This window comes from Candidatus Cloacimonadota bacterium, from assembly GCA_021734245.1.
Taxonomy (GTDB): Bacteria; Cloacimonadota; Cloacimonadia; order Cloacimonadales; family TCS61; genus B137-G9.
The window spans coordinates 1-19,169 of record JAIPJH010000037.1 but is presented as its reverse complement, the minus strand read 5'-3'; the positions used below and the strand labels follow the sequence as shown (position 1 = coordinate 19,169).

Here is a 19,169-nt window from a genome sequence, read left to right as displayed (position 1 = left end):
CTTGTTCAGATTGGGATTTGTTCTGGTTATTTTTATTTCAGGTTGTGTTTTTGGATCGATATCAGATTTTTCGGAAGCTGATATCAAAGGCAGCCAGAATGAAATTTATAATTCAAGCTTCGAAATAATTTCTGAACAAGATGAATATGAACTTCCCGGCTGGATTTTATTGGATAATTCAGAAAGTTTTGTTTCTATAGTAAATAGTGATTTTAACAGTGGACAATATTCTCTAAAGATCAGCAAGCCAAATCAAAAGATCAATTTAGTTTCCGATTCCTTTCCCATCGATCCGGAATCGGTTTATTTCAATCGTTTGTTTGTAAAAACAAATTACAAATCAAATCATTTCATCGAAATTCAGTTTGTTGCTTTCGATGCAAATGGCAAGAAGATCAATGATTTCGAAACCAAGTATTATCCTGATGATATCTGGACTAAAGCTACTTTAACAACAGGATTCTTTAAACAAAATGTTCGCTTTGCCAGGATAATCATCACTATTCCTGCAAGAGATGACAAAGTTTTCTGGCTGGATGATATTGAGAGTTATAAAGTTTACAAAATTCAAAAATGATATAAAAAAAGTCGGAGGGAAAATGGCGAAAGATGCGTATGTTTATGATCGAAAAAAATTCTGTGTTCCTGTAACCAAAGCTGAACCACTCAGTTCTATTCAATTCATCATCGATGATTTCATTAACAAAAAAGTTACATTCTGTATCGATGGAGAAGGTGAATCCTGGGAAATCTGGCGCTATGTAGAAGATGGTGACAGCGACAAGATCAAGAAAAACGGTACTCCCGAACAACCCAAATATTTGTATGTGGAAGGAGCAGAAACAACAGAATTTGAGATCGCTTAATTTTTTATTATTTAAACAAAAAAGAGCACCCGGTTTTGGTGCTCTTTTTTGTTGTGAGATTGTTAATATTATCTGTCAAAGTTTTCTTTATTTTCTTCTATCCACTTTTCTGCCGAAAAGGCTGCTGTGGCACCATCGGAACTGGCTGTAACGACCTGACGTAGTACTTTGTGAGTAACATCTCCGGCAGCGTAAACTCCCGGAATTTCCGTGTGCATTGTGCCATCGGTTTTGATGAATCCCTGTTCATCAAAAGTAACGCGAGATTCCAAAAGTCCGCTATTGGGAATTATGCCTACGTAGATGAAAAGTCCATTTACTTCTACTTCCCTGATCTTCTCTGTTTTCTTATTGAATAAGATCAACTTTTCTACAAAATCTCCACCTTCAATTGCTTGTACAACCGAATCCCAGATGATCTCTATTTTTTCATTTTTTAAGGCTCTTTCCTGAACTATTTTCACGGCTCTTAGTTCATCGCGACGATGAATTATGTAAACTTTCTTGGCAAATTTGGTCAGAAAAATTGCTTCTTCCACAGCTGAATCTCCACCACCTACTACAGCAACGATTTTATCTCGATACAAAGCTCCATCGCAAGTAGCGCAATAAGAAACGCCGCGTCCTGTGTATTTTTCTTCACCGGGAACTGCCAATTTGCGTGGATGTGCACCTGTAGCTAAAATTACAGATTTCACTCTATATAGACCTTTAGTAGTTTCTACAACTTTGCACAGTCCTTCTGTGCCGATTGCCTTCACTTCTTCTGTTTTGAATTCTGCTTCAAACTTTTCTGCCTGTTTCTGCATTTTGTCGGCAATTTCAAACCCGGTTACGTTATTTTCGAAGCCGGGATAGTTTTCCACATCTGCTGTAACCACGATCTGACCGCCAATCAGTGCTTTTTCAAATACCACCGTTTTCAAACCACCTCGAGCTGAATAAATAGCAGCACTAAGACCTGCCGGGCCACCACCAATGATAGCAACATCGTATTCTGTATTAAAATCCATCTATCCTCCAAACTTTTATTTATTAATATATTCTTTTTGAGCTCAAAGACAAACTTTGCTTCACCAAGTCAAATATTTTCTATAATTTAAGAATTCTGATGAGTTAGTTATTTATCTATAAGTTTGAAGCCTAAAGGCAATAATTCAGCAATCGTTGCCTGCTTTTCTTCACAATTGGAGATCATCTTTATTTTTAAGTCGCTGCTGAATTCCGATAAGACCTGGCGACAAGCTCCACAAGGTGTGGGAAGTTTTTCCGAATCTGTGAATATCACGATTTCATCAAACTCGGTTTCACCTTCCGAAACTGCTTTAAAAACAGCAGTCCGTTCGGCACAATTTGTAAGTCCATACGACGAATTTTCTACATTGCAGCCTGAAAATATTTTGCCGCTTTTTGTTTTGAGAGCAGCACCAACTTTATATTTGGAATATGGTGCGTAAGCTTTTTCTGAAGCTTTCTTAGCAATTTCTATCAATTCTTTTTTCATCACAAAACTCCTGGTTAATAATGATATCTTTTTCCTTTGATTATCGTGAAAGCTCTATATATCTGCTCGAATAAGATCAACCTGATCATTTGATGAGTAAACGTGAAACGGGAAAAGCTTAAGTTCATATCCATAGAATTCAGTATTTCTTTTTCGAATCCGTACACTCCACCAATAAAAAACGCTATATCTTTTCCAAAATTCATCTGATCAACAAAAAAATCAGCGAATTTTTTGGAAGTTAAACTTTTACCATTTTCATCCAGAGCTACCTTAACTTCATAATTTTTTATATGCTTCCGAATGATCTCACTTTCCTGTTTTTTTACTATATCAATATTGTTGGAAGATGTCAGTTTTACATCAGGCAGAATTATTGTTTCAATTTTCGCAAATGTCTGCAGACGTTTTTTGTATTCTGCAATTCCTGCTTCAATGAATTTCTGCTTTGTTTTTCCTACACAAATAATTTTAATCTTCATACTTTCCAGCTACAAATTCTATGAAAAATTAACAAGAAAAAAATCCCTGCCGAATTCAACAGGGATTTCAGAACTATTTTTTTTATAAAATACTTAACACACCAAGTGCCATCGATAGCATTTTAGTTTCTGCTTCGTCGGCACGAGAAGCTATCAAAATTGGAGCTTCAGCTCCCATCACCAAATGAGCAGTACGATATTTGCAGTAATAAGTTAAAGCTTTCCCGAAAATATTTCCTGATTCAATATTCGGTACGATCAAAATGTCTGCTTTTCCAGCAACAGGAGAATCTACACCTTTTATTTTAGCAGCTTTTTCACTTATTGCCAGATCCAGAGCCAATGGCCCATCAATAACACAACCAGTTATCTCTCCATTTCGATTCATCTCTGTTATTTCAGCTGCATCTACTGTGCAGGGCATTTTCTTATTTACTTTTTCCACAGCTGCTAAAAGAGCAATTTTAGGATTTTTACATCCCATACCATGAGCTACTCGTACAGCATTGCGAATTATCGAAACTTTTTCATCTTTTGTAGGATAAAGATTTATACCTCCATCACTCATCAGAATCATTTTTTCGGGATGTTCAAAAACCATTACATCACTCAGGATTTCTCCAGTCCTTAAGCCATTATCTCTATTCAAGACTGCTTTCAAAAGCGTAGCTGTATCGCATACACCCTTTACCAAAATCTCTGCTTTACCTTCTCGAATGGCTTTCACAGATTCTCTGGCAGCAAGTTTCAGATCATCTCCTGTATCGATTATTTCGAAATCAATAACCATCTCAGATGCATATTTTTCCAGATATTTCAAGATCATAGTCTTGTTTCCCACCAAAAGAGAATCTGCTATCTGTTCTTTTTTTATATGAACAGCAGCTTCCAAGACAGATTCGGAATGTGCTGCTGCTATTACTACTACTTTGTTGGGATTAGATTCTACTTTCTGCAGGACTTCATCAAAATTCTTTATCATCAACTTCTCCTTAAAATCTGATTTTTTTTACTAAGTTTTTGATTGTTTTTAAGGTCAAGGATTTTATTTTTGATTTAATATATTTTAATAACTTATTGATTTAGGTATAGTTTAAATAACTTGACATGGGAAATATGTTTTTTTTGTGTGGAGAAGAATAAATATGAGGGTATTGTATGGCAGTTAGTAAAAGGTGGCATATCTCGTTTTCGGCAACGGAAGCGTCCTGCCCGATGAACTTGAGTATTTCCAAAAAGCTGGGAGTATTCATAGTTTCTACGGCTGTTATATTTATGCTGGTTCTCATTTCATCATTGGTTTATATTTTTTATAATCATTCCAAGATTGCTCAGGCCAACAGCATTCTATCGGAAAATGAAGTTTTAAAAGAAAAGATCTACACGCTTTCTACAGAAATCGATTCTATGATGATAAAGCTGAAATTGATGGAAGACTGGGAAGATAAGATCCGTTCCGATGAAAACTTCAAATCCATAAATAAAGAGATTCGAGAAATGGGGGTAGGAGGTATTCCTTTCACTGATTCCACATTTTCTTCTATCGATGAAAAATTGAATCTGGAATACAATCTTTTAATCAATAAATTTTCCAGACTGCACAGCAAAGTGAATTTCAATTATGAATCTCATAGCAAATTGTTGGATCAAGTAGATTTGAAGGAACAACTTTATCTCAGTACACCATCTATTTATCCAGCTTACGGTCGAATTTCAGATCCTTACGGCTGGCGTAAACATCCAATTACAGGTAAGCGTTCATTCCATTATGGTTTGGATTTTGGAAATAAGACCGGCAGCCCAGTTTATGCTACTGCCGATGGGGTAGTAAAAAAGATTACCAAACACAAGTATCTGGGAAGATATATTCTTGTTTCTCACAACTTCGGTTATCAAACCAAATATGGCCATCTGAACAAGATTCTGGTAAAAGAAGGCGACGTAGTAAAACGCGGCCAGATCATTGCGGAGATGGGAAATTCAGGACGTTCTACCGGTTCACATCTACATTACGAAGTTTTACGATATAGCAAACATAGAAACCCTTACGACTATCTGAATAAATTGGAAGATGACATCATTTTGAGCACGAAATAAACCAGCATATATTCAGATAATAAAATTAAAAAAAAATAATGAGTAACAAATCCTAAAATGAAAGAAGAAATTAAATTTGAAGATGCTCTGAAACGATTGGAAAAAATTGTTTCCCAATTGGAATCCGGAGTAGAAGATATTGATAAAATGGTAAAACTCTTCGAGGAAGGATCAGAATTGGCAAATTTCTGTAATGAAAAACTGGAACAGGTTGAAAACAAGATTGAAGACCTTTCTCAAAAATTACAAAAATCAGAGCAATAATAAATGAGGATTTATGAGTACAAATAAAATGTTATTGAAAAAAGATCTCAAAGAAAAAAGAGAACTTGTAAATATCGAAGTAGATCGTTTTTTACCAAGAAAGGATGAATATCCCAAACAGATACACAAAGCGATGCGGCACACACTTTTTGCCGGTGGAAAAAGAATTCGCCCCTACCTGATGGTTCACACCTACAAGCTTTTTAAAGACGATATAGAAAAAACTTTTCTATTGGCTGGAGCATTGGAAATGATGCACAGTTACACGCTTATCCATGATGATCTCCCCGAAATAGACAACGATGAATACCGCCGTGGTAAAAAAGCCTGCCATGTAGTTTATGGATCGGATATCGCTCTTCTGGCTGGAGATGCACTCCTGGTAAACGCTTTCGAAGCAATCACTTACACCGATATCGAATCCAAATTGCAATTGCAGATAATAAAAGAACTTTCCCAAGAAACCGGTGACAACGGACTTATCGCCGGGCAAATGATAGACATTCTGAGTGAAGGCAAAAAAGTAAAAAAATCTACTTTGGATTATATACACAAAAATAAAACTGCACGTATGATAAATCTGCCAATTCGATTTGGCTGCTATCTGGCTGGAGCTTCCGACAGTGATCTGAAACGCATGGAAAAATTTGGAACGAAACTCGGCCTGGCTTTCCAGATCGTGGATGATATTCTGGATATCGAAGGAAATCAGCTAACTCTGGGAAAAACGATCGGCAAAGATAAACAGGCTCAGAAAGCTACTTTCCCGGCAGTTTACGGTTTGGAAGAATCCAAGAAAATGGCGGAAAAACTGATTGAAGAATCGAAAGCTCTGCTGAAACCATACGGAGAAAAAGCTGAAATTCTGTTGATGCTTTGTGATTTCATTTTAACTCGAAAATTCTAATGCTGAAACCCCTCTTGATCTCCCCTTAACATGGGAGAAATAAGGAATATGAAGCAAATGTTAAAAATCAATATCCAGAAACTGGATAAAAACGCAATCCTACCCAAACGCATGACAGAACATGCAGCAGGCTACGACCTTTATTCCTGCCACCAAAAAAACATAATTATAAAAAGCGGTGAAGTAAAACTGATCCCGATCGGCTTGGCAATTGCACTTCCTGTTGGTTTTGAAGCACAAATTCGTCCCCGCAGCGGACTGGCAGTAAAACATCAGCTGGGAGTGTTGAATTCTCCCGGTACTATCGATGCCGATTATCGCGGTGAAATTAAGATCATCCTCTTTAATTTCGGGAAAACTGATTTCACTATCGAACCGCAAACCCGCATTGCTCAAATGGTAATTGCTAAACACGAAGCAGTGAATTTTGAACTGACAGAACAACTGGATGAAACCGAGCGTGGAACCGGCGGCTTCGGCCACACAAACAGGACTTGACTCATAAGCGAAGCATTGAGTTAAGAACTGTGCTTCTGAGACGCTGAGACGCTGAGACGCTGAGATGCTGAGAAGCTGAGAAGCTGAGAAGCAAAGAGACAGAGATGCAGAGATGCAGAGATGCAAAGAGGCAAAAATAACGTCATTCTGAAGAATCTTACGAAGGTTGCTCTTGGGAAGAATCTCGTTGTTCCGCAATAGAGATTAGGTTTGTGTAGTGAAAAATGAGAGATAGGAATTAGAAAAAATGGTAATAACAAAGATTAAGTATTTAGTGTTATTTTTGTTTGCCTTCTTTGTTTTTAGTTTTCTTCATTCATTAATTATTAATATTCCGGATGATCAACCAACAATTCAAGCTGGAGTTAATATAGCAGAACTTGGTGATACGATATTAGTTGCCCCAGGTATTTATTACGAAAACATATATTTACATCAAAGACGAGATATTAGTTTAATTGGTTCTGGTACAGATAATACAACAATCGACGGAGGAGAAAATGGTCATGTGGTTGCATTCAGTTTTTCCTCAGGTAAAATCTGCAATTTCACAATAACCAATAGTGGCGATGATCCTGGATATTCCAGCGGCATCTTCACTTCTTGCTCCCGAATTGTAATAGAAGATAACACTATTACGAATAATTGTAGAGGAATTGCCGTTTCCAGTAATTCAAATGTTATTATCAATAGAAATGAAATTACAAATAATAGCGGCTTTTCTACAGTTCACTTCTCTGTATCTGTTGGAATTGTATCTTATAATCTTATTGCAGATAATGATTGCAATGGTATTTATCCTTATTATTCTGAACCAGACATTATTAACAATACCATAACAGGAAATGGTGAATTTGTTGCTATTCTTCTAAATCCTACGGAAGGACAAATAGTTCGTAATAACATTATCACTGGTTTTTCTTATGGGATAATTCTGGAAGGAGGACTTGAATCTGCTATTCACCTTGTAGATATAGCTTATAATGATGTCTGGAATAATTCAACAGCAAATTATTGGGAATATTATGGAGTTTTGCCAAATTATTATTCACAGCCATTTTCACCACAACCCGGTTATGGCGAGATAAATTTAGATCCACTTTTTGTTGATCCCTTTTATGGAGATTATCATCTTCAATCCGATTCACCTTGCGTAGATGCTGGAGACCCAAATCTTCCACTTGATCCTGATGGAACTATTGCTGATATTGGAGCTTTGTATTATCATCAAGCAAATGGAATAGAAGAACATGAAATCCCTCACAACTCATCTCTCACTTCTCATCTCTCAAATTATCCCAATCCTTTCAATCCATCCACAACTATTTCTTTCAATATAACGCAAACGTCCTCGTTTGCGACCATAGAAATCTACAATTTAAAAGGTCAAAAAATAAAAACTTTTAGTCATGCTGAGCTTGTCGAAGCATATGGCAAGCCAGCGAGTTATTCTGTCGTCTGGAACGGAACAGACCAAAACAACAAACCAGTTTCATCAGGAATTTACTATGCAAAACTCAAATCTGGAAATGTGGAAGCAAATTGTAAGATGTTATTATTGAAATAAAGAAGCAGAAAAACAGAGAAATCAAAAATCACTTTTATGCTTTTTGTGGCCAATTAAATGAAAATATGAGATTCTTCCTAAGAACAACGTGCATGAAACGTCCAGCCTTCGCTAAGCTTCGGTTTGGCAGGCAGAATGACGGTGATTGTACATTAGTCATTAGTAATTATACAAAAAAAACTTTCACCTTCCCAATTTCTCCCAATCACAAAGTCCCAAAGTCTCACAGTCACTTCTCACTACGGCATCTCATGTTCCCTCTATTTGCCAAAGAGAGGGACAGCACTTGTCGTGGCGTAGCCTTGTGCGAAGACTGAGGGTGAGTTATGAAACCAGTCCTCCTGCCTTTCCATAAAACAATCTTCCAGACCGATCACGGTCAAGCCATCACATCCGATACAGCGTTTGTGGTCGAAACGATCTTGAAAAGAAATTTTGCGAAAGAGTTAAAAGTTCTGGAACTGGGCAGCGGTAACGGAATCATCTCGATCATGCTGGCTCATTATCGTCCAAACTGGCAGATCACCGGAATTGAAATTCAACAGGAATTAGTGGAACTTTCCCGTTCCAATGCAGAACTGTCAGAAGTAAAAACAACCTTCCTGCAAGCAGATCTGAAAGAATTCCAAACGTCTGAAAAATTTGATCTGATCATTTCCAATCCGCCTTATTTTGCCAAAAAAGAAGGACGAATAAGTCCTATAAAAGAACGCGCAATTTCCCGCCATGAAATTTGCTGCACGATGAATGATGTGTTTTGCTGCCTGAAACGTAATCTTAAAATAAATGGAAAAGCTTTCCTGATATATCCTACCTTGCGCTGGAAAGAATGCGAAAAAAACGCAAAAATTGTTGACCTAATAATAGCTGACAAAATTATCATGCCTTTAGAGGAGCAGAAAGAAAGGATGATGATGGAGTTGGTTCATGCTGAATATTGAACATTTTGCATTAACGATCGGCAAAAGCAGATCGATGGTGATCGATAGGATCGAGATCGCCAACGGACAGAAAGTGCTGTTTTTTGGCGATAACAAAATCGGTAAATCACTCTTTCTGCAGGCAATTCACGGACGTAACTCCAAATATGCCGGCACTATTCAATACAAAGGAAAATCATCTTATTTCAAGAAAAAAGAAGGTTCCATTTTATTGGAAATTGCTTCGCATGTAATTTCCGAAGAAACTCTTTGGAACAATATTACCATTCCTTTCGATAAGATTTCCAAACGGCAGAAAATAAAAATTTTCGAGCTTTTAAAATTGGTAGTATTGAATCATAAAATTGGACTAAAGCAGGCTGAATTATCTTTTTCCGAAACTAAAATGCTGGAACTGATTCGCGCTGTAATGCAGCTTCCGCATCTGATTCTAATCGACGATCTGGACGTGTATTTCGATGACAAAAATTATCTGAAGATCATGGATATTCTGCAATACGCCATCGGTAATGGAACCACAGTGATCGCTACCGCAAAACGCAAATTGGAATATTTTGATGAATATTATCGCGAGCAGGATAAAAAGATCGTGAAACTGGAGCAAGCCTAAATGAAAAAAGCGACATTTCTGCAGGTTCTCATCGTGCTGGTAGTTGTTGCCATCTGGAATGGATTGCATCTGGGTTTCAATTATCAGTCGCAGCGCTACGAACAGGAACTTTCTTCCGTTCCGATGATCCTGGTCTGCTCCGAATACGAGCCGCTGCAGAATCTGAAAACTCATCTGGATACATTACAAATCGTAAAATACACAGTTTTGGAATCGGACACGCTTATCAAAAAAAATCTGATCCAGGATTATCAACTGAACAATGCAGCCTTGCTGCTGGGAAATTTCAACGTTCCCAGCGTGATGAAGATATATTTTAATGGTTCTACTTTTACTGTCGACGAAAAGCGTGAATTGGAAAATCATTTGAATACCAGCTATCCGGAAGTTATAATTAATTTTGATGAATATTTTCAACGGGTAGGATTACGAAAGATCGATCTTTTGGAACGTGGATATTTTTATGCAAATATTTTGATCGCTGTTTTCCTGTTTTTCAGCATCGTTTTACTGCGCATCTATTTTGAAAGCAGAAAGTACGATTACTGGCGGATCTTCCGTAATGCCGGCGGAAAAAGAAAAGTCAGGAATATTAATTTTTTCCTGCATTCTCTGTGGATTTGTATAATTCCTGTCGGTCTTAATTTTGCAGCATATTTGGCAGCCTTACGCTACGATTATCTTCCAGTAAAAATGGATATTCGCTATTTCGCTGCTGAGTTTATTTTTGTAGTTCTATCAGTATTTATATCACGAATTTTTATGGGAAATAAATTTTGAAAAAACATATACCAAATTTTTTAACTTTGTTCCGCATCGCTCTGGTTCCGGTTTTTGTGTGGATGATCTTTTTTGCTCCATTTGAATATCATTACGTCTGGTCTGCTTTTGTGTTTATCATTGCCAGTATCACCGATTATTATGACGGCATGCTGGCTCGTAGATTTGAAGTTACCTCCAATTTTGGGAAATTAATGGATCCGGTTGCTGATAAGATATTGGTTATTTCCGCTCTTATCGCGCTGGCTTTGCCAGATGTAAACTTGATAACAATTCCAGTTATAATTATTATCGTAGTTCGGGAAGTCATAATCACTCTGTTGCGTTATTATCTGGCATCAAAAAAATTTATTATTCCTGCCAAAGGTCTGGGAAAACTGAAAACAGTTTTGCAGCTGACAGGAATCATCACAGCTCTGGTTTATAAATCTTTCCTGACCTTCTTCCCAGCAATATTAAATGATTTCCATAAATTTTATATCGAATCGGGTTTTAAATCTTATTTTTGGATCGTAGCTTTGATAACGGTAATCTCCGGACTTTCCATTATCAGATCGATCCGCAAGTATAACCACGGAAATGAAAATAAATTTGGGGAAAATAAATGAATAGATTCATGAGGATAATTTCTATTTTTATAATTCTTCTTTTACTTTCCTGCGGAAAAAGTGGAGATAATTCCCAGCAGCGTTCCAATATAGATGTGCGTAAACCGATGAGCTGGGGACACAAGCAGGATATCTATGTTTTCGCTGATGATAACGTGTGGAAATATGCCGAATATCATGTGCGTAAAAGTTTGGAACGCACTGTTTTTACCACGATGAATGAACCTTATTTTATGATCAAACGTGCTCCTTTGGATAAGATGGAAAGTTTCTATAAATTCAATAACCTGCTTTTTCTGGCAAATCTGGATTCCAACCAGCCGGTAGCACAGTACGTAAAAAACATCATGGGAGAAAGCGTTTCCAAACATATTGAGGAAAATTCGATCGGTGTTTATCCGCAGAATAATGTGTGGGCAAATGATCAATTTGTACTTTTCCTGCTGGCAGATACGGAACGAAATCTACTGGAACTGAATCTGGAAATGCTGAACCAGACTTTTGATCTTTTTAAAGAACGTTTATTTGAACGCATTTCCAAACAGGTTTTCAAAAACAAGATTTATGATGATTCCTATTTTAAAACTTTTAATTGGAAACTTGATCTTCCCAAAACCTATACTTTGTATAAACATGATGCTGCAGAAAATTACGTTTCATTCCTGGCAAGATTGCGCAACAAAGCAGATCGCTATATTACAATTTACTGGGAACCGATGGAAACCGATCAAGTTACCGACGACTGGCTGAAAGAAAAACGGGCAGATCTGGCCTGGAAATGCTATGATGAAGATGAAATCTTTGACAAAGATATCCGTTTCCGCCTTTATGAACTTGGATCTTTTGCAGGTTGGAAAATGGCAGGAAGATGGCAGAATAAAAAATATTCGGTAGGTGGTGCATTCCAGAGTTTTGCCTTCTATGATGAAGAAAGTCAAACTGCTTTTATCCTCGATAATTCTGTCTATTTTCCTGAAGGTTATAAACTGGCTGCTCTCATCGAGCTGGAAGTGATAAGTAGAACTTTTGAAGTTAAAAAGTAACTCTGAATAAGGAGAGTTTTGATATGAAAAAGATTTTTCTGTTAATGATGTTAATGGTTTTTGCATCAGCATTTGGTTATGAATTGAACACGCTGATCGATTCTCCCACGGCGGGTATTCTGCAAAAAGGAGAAGTAGAGATTTCTGCCAAACTTTACAAAGATAACGGACTTCTGCTGGGAACCAGGATCGGTCTTTTTCCCCGCTTCAATATCGGGGTAAATTATGGAGCCGAAAGAATCGTGGGAAATCAAAATCCTGTCTGGCATGAAAGAGTGGAATTCAATTGCAAGATTCGTTTTCTGGATGAAACAGCTCAACTTCCAGCTATGGCTATCGGCTACGATTCGCAGGGACATGGAAATTATTACAAAGATCAAAAGCGATATGATATTAAATCGAAAGGTGTTTATTTTGCAGCCAGCAAAAACTATTTCTTTCTGGGAAATCTGGGATTTCATCTCGGTGCGAATTACAGCCTGGAAACAGAATATGAAGAAGGCTTGAATCTTTTTGCCGGAATCGATAAATCTCTGGGAGATATGATCGTAATAATGGCAGAATACGATACAGCCTGGAACGATAATAAAGGTGCTTTCCAAGACTTGAATAATATTGATATTCAAGGCGTTGGCTTTTTGAATGCTTCTGTTGATATTCATTTTACCGAATATCTGATCCTTAAAATTTCGTTCTACGATCTTCTGGAAAATCGAACTGATACTGAAGGCTGCGATCGAACTCTTACACTTTTGTATAATATGACATTCTAAAAAAATAAAAAAATCAGGAAAAAATTTTAATGAAATATTTTTGGTTAATTACTATCATTGTATTAAGTTTTGGCTGTTCTGTCAATAAGCCGGAAGAGCCTTCCCAACCTCAAAGCGAACCCACATTCCTTTCCACAAACTATTACGCAATTGCTGAAACAGCTTTTGAAAATAAAGATTTTGCCACAGCTGTTGATCTCTTCAAACGGGCAGCTCAGGAAGATCCAAAATCAATTCACATCAAAGAACGTTTGCTGGAAACGCTGGCTCTGCTTTCTTATTCTCAAAAAGAAAGAGCTCAAGAACTGATAACTTTGGGCGAAAAGTATTACGCTTCAAAAGTTTATTCAGCTAAAATGCTGCAAATTTTGGCAGATACTTATCGCATGGAACAAAATTATGAACGAGCTAATTATTTTTATGAAGCAGCTCTGGAAAAAGAAAAAACCATGCGCAGCCTGGCAATGTATTATGTTTTCAGGAAGGAATACTTTCCTCCAACTGATAAAAAACTTTTGTTTGATGCTTTAGATCTTCCCTGGAAAAAGAAGGAAGAAGTTCTTTTAGTTGCCAGTCTCATTAGTGAAATAGATGCTGAAAAAGGATTGGAAATTTTAACCCAGGCTTACGAAAAATGGGACGATGAACAGACCATGAAATCTCTGCTTTCGGCTTTTGATAAAGCAGGAAATCAGGATAAAATTTTACAGCTTATTCAGCAAAGATTGGATGATGGAAAGCCTGTTTCCGATCCGCTTGTTACTTTTTTGGTTGGAAAGTATTTTACTCAGAAAGACTGGGATAAAGTTCTAAAAAATAAAACTGCTGCTTTTGCAGTTGGAACGGAAGAAATATTGAAATTTGTCTTCTTTTCGGCTATAAATAAGCAGGATTTTGAAACCGGAATAAAAGCAGGAGAAATTCTGGAAGATCTGGGAAATATCAAACCGGAATTACAACCTTCCTTTTATGCTTATCTGGCAAAACTTTATTTCGATGCTGGCAGGAAAACCGACGCTGCTGAAGCTCTGGCAAAAAGTAACGATCTGGATGCTTTGCGAGATTTCATTTTTAAATTTCCTTTCGAACAGGATGAACAGATTTTTAACGATTTAGTGGCAGTTTTGCAAGAGTACAACAATTTCGTGGAAGATAAGAATCACATCCATTATTTGCTGGCTATGATGTATACATCTGTAGATGAAAAAGCAGTAGCAGCAGAGCAGATTCTCAGTATCGATGCTCAATCACTCGTAGATCGTGATATGAATTTTACTGCTGCAACTCTGCTTCTGCAGAATTCAGATAATTATGAGAAAGCAATCGAGCTGATCGAGCTTGCACCAGACTCCGTTTACATTTCCAATGAAATTGTTTCCAGTATTTTGTATGGAATTGGTAAAGACTCACTTTCTTATGTAGTTGCTTTAAAAGAGCTTTCCGAAAATTCTAAGCCTCATGTTTCAACGTATTTGCGTTATTCAATTGTAGCTGAACAATTTGCTTCTTATGATAATATGAAGAGAATATTGTTAGATTCTATAGATCTCTATCCGGAAAATGCTGACCTCAAAAACGCTTTGGGATATTCCATCGCCAAAAACGAATATTCTGATGACTTCGAGCTTGCCTACAAACTTCTGGAAGAAGCTGTAAAATTAAAACCCGACAGCGAAATGATCTGGGATAGTTTAGCCTGGTTGTATTATGTTGATGATAAACCCGAAAAAGCTCTGGCTGCCATGAAAATCCCGCTTTCCAAACCTGTGGAAAACAGCGAGATCGCCTTTCATCTGGGAGCTATTTACTGGAAATTGGGTCAGAAGGAAATGGCGCAGAAATATTTAAAGATTGCTATTGAAGTTAATGATGATCCCATCTCAGCGGAAGCAGCTGAAAATTTATTGGAAGAAATAACTTTAGGAGAGAAAAAATGAGATTCGTATTTAATAAAACAAATGTAGCTTTGCTTATCATAGCTATTCTGGCAACGATCATCGGCTACATCATCATGGGAACAGGCGACAAAACCATTTCGCCCATCATTCTCATCATCGCCTATGTGGTGCTTTTTCCGGCTGCGATCATGGCGGGAACGAAGAGGAAAGATTAAACTCTGAAAAGGTCTCTACCGAGAATTCTCAAAAAATTGACACTTTCAGAGTTGAATAATAAATAAAAACAAGCCCTGAAAAGCTCTCTTCCGAAATTTCTCTCAATTGAGACTTTCAGGGTTTGCTAAAATAAAGATTAACCTTGAAAGTACTAAGAAGAAGATCTCGCATTCCCCGAAAAATTTGGAATGTATAAAACTAATTTATTGCTATTTTATCCATCCAAAACCTTATCCAGTAAAGCCCACGAATTTTTAACCTGTGAAATTGAATTGATTTCAATAGGTCATTCGTGGGAATTTTGATACTATAAATATATCGGATAACGGTTTCAACCGTTTGCACAAATACAAAACCATTGAAATGGATACTATAAAAGGGTTTGTTTGCTTTTCCCATGAATAAATTCATGGGCTTGAAAAAATGAAATTATTGTGTTTTTTGTTGATTACAGAAAAGCAAATATTTTTCGGAAGATGCGTGAAGAAGAAGATATTTTGACAGAAACCTTTTCCAGGTTAACACTTTTTTCGCAGGGATCTACAAATTTCTTTGTCTGCAACTTTATAGGAGGTGGATAATGAAAAAGAAAATTATCACTGGAATCCTTATAATGCTGTTGTTCACGATTTTATTGGCTCAAAATTATCCAATCGTGGATACGAATCAGACTTTATTTTACGATGAATTTGATGAGATCACTGCGCCCGATCCCGGCGATCCGTTTTATGGACAGGATGCCCAATTCGAGGGAAATCAACCGGATTACACCGACAATGGCGATTGTACGATCACCGATAATGTAACCAATTTGATGTGGAGCAAAACCTGCGATACCGACGGCGATGGTGAGATTAATTATGATGATAAGATGTCTTATGATGAAGCGATTGCCAGTGTTTCTGGTGTGAATATCGGCGGTTATTCCGACTGGAGAATTCCCACCATCAAAGAATTGTATTCGCTGATAATTTTCAGTGGAGAAGATTGCAGCGGTTGGAACGGATCTACTACCGATCTGATTCCATTTATCGATACCGATTATTTTGATTTCGGCTATGGAGATGTTTCCGCCGGTGAACGCATTATCGATGCTCAGTTCATCAGCTCAACGCTTTATGTGAGTACCACTATGAATAATGATCCTACCATGTTTGGTGTAAATTTTGCTGACGGACGTATCAAGGGTTATCCTTATGGACCGATGCCTGGCCAAACCGAAGATAAACAGTTCTATGTTTATTATGTACGCGGAACTGAAAATTATGGTGTCAATGATTTTGAAGATAATGGTGATGGCACGACAACAGACAATGCAACGGAACTGATCTGGAGCCAGAATGACAGCGGGGAAGCTTTGAACTGGGAAGAAGCTCTGGCTTGGGTGCAGCAGAAAAATAATGAAAACTATCTGGGCTACAACGACTGGAGATTGCCAAATGTAAAAGAACTGCAAAGTATTATCGATTACACACGCTCTCCAGATACATCTAATTCTGCAGCTATCGATCCGCTTTTCAACGTTACTTCCATCACCAATGCTGGTGGAGAAACTGATTATCCCTATTTCTGGAGCGGAACAACTCACGCCAATATGGATAATGGCAGCTATGCTTCTTATGTTTCTTTTGGAAGAGCTCTGGGCTGGATGGAAATGCCGCCCAATTCCGGGAATTATACTTTGATGGATGTGCATGGTGCAGGAGCTCAGCGCAGCGATCCCAAAAGTGGAGATCCATCCAGTTTCCCTTACGGCCACGGTCCACAGGGCGATGTTATCAGAATTTACAATTATGTTCGCCTGGTTCGAGATGCTGAAGATACAAACTCTCAAAACGATCTTCCTGAAACAGGCAGTATTGAATTGCATCAGAATTCGCCTAATCCTTTCAATCCATCCACGACGATTTCGTTTAATGTAACGCAAAGCTCTTACTTTGCGAAAATTGAAATTTATAACCTTAAAGGTCAGAAAGTAAAAATGTTCACTTTCCCAAACGGGAGTTTAGGAACGAGTGAACAGAGTGTTGTCTGGGATGGTACAGACAATTTCGGCAATTCTGTAACCTCAGGAATTTACTTTTACAAACTTGATTTATCAGAATCACCAATCAGGAAAATGATCCTTTTAAAGTAGTTTAACTTCCGAATGTTCCCGATTTATCGGGATCTTCGGAATGTTAAAATATCTATCACGCATCCCCCTGGAAAATTTGGAGGGTGTAAACCTAATCTTTTGTAATAAATGAAATTATAGCTATTTTGCCTGTCAAAAACATATCCAGTAAAGCCCACGAATTCATTCGTGGGAATATTGATGCGAGAAATATATCGGACAACGGTTTCAACGTTTTGCACAAATGATAAACCATTGAAATGGTTACTATAAAAGGCTTTGTTTGTTTTTCCCATGAATAACCCAGTGAAATTGAATTGATTTCACAGGTTAAAAATTCATAGGCTTGAAAAAAATGAAATTGTAGTGTTTTTTTTATTGATTCCTGATAAAGGAATATTTAGGGGGATGCAAGAAAATATCTATTGTTTGTCAACATTCGAAAGAATCTCAAAATTTGAGATGCATTCCCAAGTTGAAGGATCTGTTTTTTTCTTGACCGAAAATATACTGGTCTTGAACTTCCAGTCGATTGAAGGAGAGTAAGATGTCTGAAATCACTATAGAAATTTCGGCTGATATGATGAAAGAATTGAATGATCTTTGTGAAGAAAGAAACATTTTAATCAATGATTTTGCACTGTTGTCGTTGAAAAAAAACCTCGTTTTGGCGAAATTTCGTAAGTTGAGAAAAATGGTTCAATCATACGCCCAAAAAGCAGGAATAGTCTTAGATAATGATGTTTTTGAATTACTAAATAGAGGAAATTCATGATCCATAAAGTACGAAAAAAACACCAGAACAGCAAACTCTGTTTCGTTTGCGGACTGAACAACAATTTCGGCATCAAAGCCGGATTTTACGAATTGGAAAATAATGAACTCGTGGCAACCTTTATTCCCTGCGAATTACACCAGAGTTATCCCGGCAGACTGCATGGAGGAATTTCAACTGCAATTTTAGATGAAACAATTGGCAGAGCAATAATGATAGAACACGAAGAAATTTGGGGAGTAACAGTAGAACTGAATTGCAAATTCCGCCGTCCCGTTCCCTACGATGTGGAATTGAAAGTTATCAGTCGCATCACAAATCAAAACAGAAGATTCTTTGAAGGAACCGGAGAACTCATTCTGCCGAATGGCGAAATTGCCGTAACCGCCTGGGGAAAATACATCAAACTGCCAATCGATAAAATTGCCGATTTCGATCATGAAGAGCAAGAATGGAAAGTCGTGGAAATGGAAACTGATCCTGAAGAAATAGAGATATAACTCTGGTTTTAAAGATTCAGATAAAATCAAATAACTTGCCATTTTCATTAAATATTTGAAATTCGGATTCAGGTAGGGATGAAAAAAATGATTGATCTAGAAAAGCAGATTAAATATTGGTTGGAATCAGCCCAAGATGATCTTGAGACAGCCAATATTCTTATTGATCAAAATAAAATACTACAAGGTTTATTTTCTGTCACCTGGTTATTGAAAAAGCATTGAGAGCCCATATCGTAAAAGCAATATCAGCAATTCCGCCTAAATCGCATAATTTGATTTTTCTATCTGAAAAAACAGATATAATCATCCCTAAAGAAATGGAAATTTTCTTTGGAATTCTTATGAGATATCATTTACAGGGAAGATATCCTGACTATAATCCCAACACACCTGATTTAGAGAAAACAAAACAATATTTTGAAAAAACAAAAGAGATTTTTATATGGCTCCAAAACAAATTGTAGATTTGATAAAAAGTTACCTGACAATTTTATCTGATGAAGGTATTGGAATTGAAAAAGCCTTCTTGTATGGAAGTTATTCAAATGGTACTGCAACAGAAGACAGTGATATTGATTTACTTCTAGTGACCCGTCAATCATCGATTGTCGGATAGAGACGTTTCAATTTAACTCGTGAATCTTGGGTGGTAAACTGCCAGTTTATAGAGCATTCTTTTTTGTTTCTTGCTTTTGTCCATGCTGCTACCTGGCTGGACAGC

Annotated in this window: 25 protein-coding genes; 21 read left to right on the top strand and 4 right to left on the bottom strand. The window is 37.2% G+C overall.

The genetic code is table 11. The features are described from left to right. Nucleotide 1: 1 nt before the first annotated feature. Nucleotides 2-577, top strand: coding sequence for a hypothetical protein (locus K9N40_07230; protein ID MCF7814252.1), 576 nt, complete (start codon nucleotides 2-4; stop codon nucleotides 575-577). 22 nt (nucleotides 578-599) lie between these two features. Further along, nucleotides 600-866 (top strand): hypothetical protein, encoded by a 267-nt coding sequence (locus K9N40_07225; protein ID MCF7814251.1) that lies wholly within the window; start codon nucleotides 600-602, stop codon nucleotides 864-866. Nucleotides 867-934: 68 nt separating this feature from the next. Here the strand turns inward: K9N40_07225 and trxB are convergent, their stop codons facing one another. The 4 genes from trxB to K9N40_07205 all read right to left on the bottom strand — a co-directional run bounded on the left by trxB (nucleotide 935) and on the right by K9N40_07205 (nucleotide 3,834). Beyond that, nucleotides 935-1,879, bottom strand: a complete 945-nt coding sequence (gene trxB / locus K9N40_07220; GenBank protein ID MCF7814250.1) for a thioredoxin-disulfide reductase — start codon at nucleotides 1,877-1,879, stop codon at nucleotides 935-937. Nucleotides 1,880-1,986: 107 nt separating this feature from the next. Next, entirely contained in the window at nucleotides 1,987-2,370 is a 384-nt protein-coding gene (gene cdd / locus K9N40_07215) for a cytidine deaminase (GenBank protein ID MCF7814249.1), read from the bottom strand. A 14-nt stretch (nucleotides 2,371-2,384) separates the two neighbouring features. Next, on the bottom strand, nucleotides 2,385-2,852 hold the full coding sequence (locus tag K9N40_07210) for a 23S rRNA (pseudouridine(1915)-N(3))-methyltransferase RlmH (protein ID MCF7814248.1): 468 nt from the start codon (nucleotides 2,850-2,852) through the stop codon (nucleotides 2,385-2,387). A gap of 82 nt (nucleotides 2,853-2,934) precedes the next feature. After that, on the bottom strand, nucleotides 2,935-3,834 hold the full coding sequence (locus K9N40_07205) for a phosphate acetyltransferase (protein MCF7814247.1): 900 nt from the start codon (nucleotides 3,832-3,834) through the stop codon (nucleotides 2,935-2,937). A 176-nt stretch (nucleotides 3,835-4,010) separates the two neighbouring features. Here K9N40_07205 and K9N40_07200 point away from each other — a divergent pair, with 176 nt between their 5' ends. The 19 genes from K9N40_07200 (at nucleotide 4,011) to K9N40_07110 (ending at nucleotide 19,064) form a co-directional block, all read left to right on the top strand. Beyond that, entirely contained in the window at nucleotides 4,011-4,949 is a 939-nt protein-coding gene (locus tag K9N40_07200; GenBank protein ID MCF7814246.1) for a M23 family metallopeptidase, read from the top strand. A gap of 57 nt (nucleotides 4,950-5,006) precedes the next feature. After that, complete coding sequence (gene xseB, locus K9N40_07195) at nucleotides 5,007-5,213, top strand: exodeoxyribonuclease VII small subunit (GenBank protein MCF7814245.1); 207 nt, start codon at nucleotides 5,007-5,009, stop codon at nucleotides 5,211-5,213. A gap of 13 nt (nucleotides 5,214-5,226) precedes the next feature. After that, nucleotides 5,227-6,120 carry a polyprenyl synthetase family protein gene (locus K9N40_07190; GenBank protein MCF7814244.1) on the top strand — a complete coding sequence of 298 codons (894 nt, stop codon included), beginning with the start codon at nucleotides 5,227-5,229 and terminating at the stop codon, nucleotides 6,118-6,120. Nucleotides 6,121-6,177: 57 nt separating this feature from the next. Then, a complete protein-coding gene (dut, locus tag K9N40_07185) occupies nucleotides 6,178-6,618 on the top strand; it encodes a dUTP diphosphatase (GenBank protein ID MCF7814243.1) in 441 nt (146 codons plus the stop codon). A 247-nt stretch (nucleotides 6,619-6,865) separates the two neighbouring features. Continuing rightward, complete coding sequence (locus K9N40_07180; GenBank protein ID MCF7814242.1) at nucleotides 6,866-8,185, top strand: right-handed parallel beta-helix repeat-containing protein; 1,320 nt, start codon at nucleotides 6,866-6,868, stop codon at nucleotides 8,183-8,185. Nucleotides 8,186-8,511: 326 nt separating this feature from the next. Then, nucleotides 8,512-9,126: a methyltransferase gene (locus K9N40_07175; GenBank protein MCF7814241.1), complete on the top strand. Its 615-nt coding sequence runs from the start codon at nucleotides 8,512-8,514 to the stop codon at nucleotides 9,124-9,126. After that, nucleotides 9,113-9,736: an ATP-binding cassette domain-containing protein gene (locus K9N40_07170; GenBank protein MCF7814240.1), complete on the top strand. Its 624-nt coding sequence runs from the start codon at nucleotides 9,113-9,115 to the stop codon at nucleotides 9,734-9,736. Before K9N40_07175 ends, K9N40_07170 begins: the two co-directional genes overlap by 14 nt. After that, on the top strand, nucleotides 9,737-10,516 hold the full coding sequence (locus K9N40_07165; GenBank protein MCF7814239.1) for a hypothetical protein: 780 nt from the start codon (nucleotides 9,737-9,739) through the stop codon (nucleotides 10,514-10,516). Further along, nucleotides 10,513-11,124, top strand: coding sequence for a CDP-diacylglycerol--glycerol-3-phosphate 3-phosphatidyltransferase (pgsA, locus tag K9N40_07160; GenBank protein ID MCF7814238.1), 612 nt, complete (start codon nucleotides 10,513-10,515; stop codon nucleotides 11,122-11,124). The genes K9N40_07165 and pgsA overlap by 4 nt, the downstream gene beginning before the upstream one ends. Further along, nucleotides 11,121-12,167 (top strand): DUF4837 family protein, encoded by a 1,047-nt coding sequence (locus tag K9N40_07155; protein MCF7814237.1) that lies wholly within the window; start codon nucleotides 11,121-11,123, stop codon nucleotides 12,165-12,167. The genes pgsA and K9N40_07155 overlap by 4 nt, the downstream gene beginning before the upstream one ends. A 23-nt stretch (nucleotides 12,168-12,190) precedes the next feature. After that, nucleotides 12,191-12,940, top strand: coding sequence for a YjbH domain-containing protein (locus K9N40_07150; GenBank protein MCF7814236.1), 750 nt, complete (start codon nucleotides 12,191-12,193; stop codon nucleotides 12,938-12,940). Nucleotides 12,941-12,969: 29 nt separating this feature from the next. Then, nucleotides 12,970-14,877 carry a hypothetical protein gene (locus tag K9N40_07145; protein ID MCF7814235.1) on the top strand — a complete coding sequence of 636 codons (1,908 nt, stop codon included), beginning with the start codon at nucleotides 12,970-12,972 and terminating at the stop codon, nucleotides 14,875-14,877. Beyond that, nucleotides 14,874-15,053 carry a hypothetical protein gene (locus K9N40_07140; protein MCF7814234.1) on the top strand — a complete coding sequence of 60 codons (180 nt, stop codon included), beginning with the start codon at nucleotides 14,874-14,876 and terminating at the stop codon, nucleotides 15,051-15,053. Before K9N40_07145 ends, K9N40_07140 begins: the two co-directional genes overlap by 4 nt. 581 nt (nucleotides 15,054-15,634) lie before the next feature. After that, complete coding sequence (locus K9N40_07135; protein MCF7814233.1) at nucleotides 15,635-17,191, top strand: DUF1566 domain-containing protein; 1,557 nt, start codon at nucleotides 15,635-15,637, stop codon at nucleotides 17,189-17,191. A 526-nt stretch (nucleotides 17,192-17,717) separates the two neighbouring features. Continuing rightward, nucleotides 17,718-17,945: a hypothetical protein gene (locus K9N40_07130; GenBank protein ID MCF7814232.1), complete on the top strand. Its 228-nt coding sequence runs from the start codon at nucleotides 17,718-17,720 to the stop codon at nucleotides 17,943-17,945. Then, a complete protein-coding gene (locus K9N40_07125) occupies nucleotides 17,942-18,445 on the top strand; it encodes a PaaI family thioesterase (GenBank protein MCF7814231.1) in 504 nt (167 codons plus the stop codon). Before K9N40_07130 ends, K9N40_07125 begins: the two co-directional genes overlap by 4 nt. 87 nt (nucleotides 18,446-18,532) lie before the next feature. Then, nucleotides 18,533-18,670 carry a hypothetical protein gene (locus K9N40_07120; protein MCF7814230.1) on the top strand — a complete coding sequence of 46 codons (138 nt, stop codon included), beginning with the start codon at nucleotides 18,533-18,535 and terminating at the stop codon, nucleotides 18,668-18,670. After that, complete coding sequence (locus K9N40_07115) at nucleotides 18,667-18,912, top strand: HEPN domain-containing protein (GenBank protein MCF7814229.1); 246 nt, start codon at nucleotides 18,667-18,669, stop codon at nucleotides 18,910-18,912. Before K9N40_07120 ends, K9N40_07115 begins: the two co-directional genes overlap by 4 nt. Continuing rightward, nucleotides 18,891-19,064 (top strand): nucleotidyltransferase domain-containing protein, encoded by a 174-nt coding sequence (locus K9N40_07110; GenBank protein ID MCF7814228.1) that lies wholly within the window; start codon nucleotides 18,891-18,893, stop codon nucleotides 19,062-19,064. Before K9N40_07115 ends, K9N40_07110 begins: the two co-directional genes overlap by 22 nt. Nucleotides 19,065-19,169: the final 105 nt, after the last annotated feature.

Excerpts from the sequence above, each read along its gene's own strand:
- K9N40_07225 (MCF7814251.1), top strand. The coding sequence starts at position 600 with ATGGCGAAAGATGCGTATGTTTATGATCGAAAAAAATTCTGTGTTCCT.
- trxB (MCF7814250.1), bottom strand. The coding sequence starts at position 1,879 with ATGGATTTTAATACAGAATACGATGTTGCTATCATTGGTGGTGGCCCG.
- cdd (MCF7814249.1), bottom strand. The coding sequence starts at position 2,370 with ATGAAAAAAGAATTGATAGAAATTGCTAAGAAAGCTTCAGAAAAAGCT.
- K9N40_07210 (MCF7814248.1), bottom strand. The coding sequence starts at position 2,852 with ATGAAGATTAAAATTATTTGTGTAGGAAAAACAAAGCAGAAATTCATT.
- K9N40_07205 (MCF7814247.1), bottom strand. The coding sequence starts at position 3,834 with ATGATAAAGAATTTTGATGAAGTCCTGCAGAAAGTAGAATCTAATCCC.
- K9N40_07200 (MCF7814246.1), top strand. The coding sequence starts at position 4,011 with ATGGCAGTTAGTAAAAGGTGGCATATCTCGTTTTCGGCAACGGAAGCG.
- xseB (MCF7814245.1), top strand. The coding sequence starts at position 5,007 with ATGAAAGAAGAAATTAAATTTGAAGATGCTCTGAAACGATTGGAAAAA.
- K9N40_07190 (MCF7814244.1), top strand. The coding sequence starts at position 5,227 with ATGAGTACAAATAAAATGTTATTGAAAAAAGATCTCAAAGAAAAAAGA.
- dut (MCF7814243.1), top strand. The coding sequence starts at position 6,178 with ATGTTAAAAATCAATATCCAGAAACTGGATAAAAACGCAATCCTACCC.
- K9N40_07180 (MCF7814242.1), top strand. The coding sequence starts at position 6,866 with ATGGTAATAACAAAGATTAAGTATTTAGTGTTATTTTTGTTTGCCTTC.
- K9N40_07175 (MCF7814241.1), top strand. The coding sequence starts at position 8,512 with ATGAAACCAGTCCTCCTGCCTTTCCATAAAACAATCTTCCAGACCGAT.
- K9N40_07170 (MCF7814240.1), top strand. The coding sequence starts at position 9,113 with ATGCTGAATATTGAACATTTTGCATTAACGATCGGCAAAAGCAGATCG.
- K9N40_07165 (MCF7814239.1), top strand. The coding sequence starts at position 9,737 with ATGAAAAAAGCGACATTTCTGCAGGTTCTCATCGTGCTGGTAGTTGTT.
- K9N40_07155 (MCF7814237.1), top strand. The coding sequence starts at position 11,121 with ATGAATAGATTCATGAGGATAATTTCTATTTTTATAATTCTTCTTTTA.
- K9N40_07150 (MCF7814236.1), top strand. The coding sequence starts at position 12,191 with ATGAAAAAGATTTTTCTGTTAATGATGTTAATGGTTTTTGCATCAGCA.
- K9N40_07145 (MCF7814235.1), top strand. The coding sequence starts at position 12,970 with ATGAAATATTTTTGGTTAATTACTATCATTGTATTAAGTTTTGGCTGT.
- K9N40_07140 (MCF7814234.1), top strand. The coding sequence starts at position 14,874 with ATGAGATTCGTATTTAATAAAACAAATGTAGCTTTGCTTATCATAGCT.
- K9N40_07135 (MCF7814233.1), top strand. The coding sequence starts at position 15,635 with ATGAAAAAGAAAATTATCACTGGAATCCTTATAATGCTGTTGTTCACG.
- K9N40_07130 (MCF7814232.1), top strand. The coding sequence starts at position 17,718 with ATGTCTGAAATCACTATAGAAATTTCGGCTGATATGATGAAAGAATTG.
- K9N40_07125 (MCF7814231.1), top strand. The coding sequence starts at position 17,942 with ATGATCCATAAAGTACGAAAAAAACACCAGAACAGCAAACTCTGTTTC.
- K9N40_07120 (MCF7814230.1), top strand. The coding sequence starts at position 18,533 with ATGATTGATCTAGAAAAGCAGATTAAATATTGGTTGGAATCAGCCCAA.
- K9N40_07110 (MCF7814228.1), top strand. The coding sequence starts at position 18,891 with ATGGCTCCAAAACAAATTGTAGATTTGATAAAAAGTTACCTGACAATT.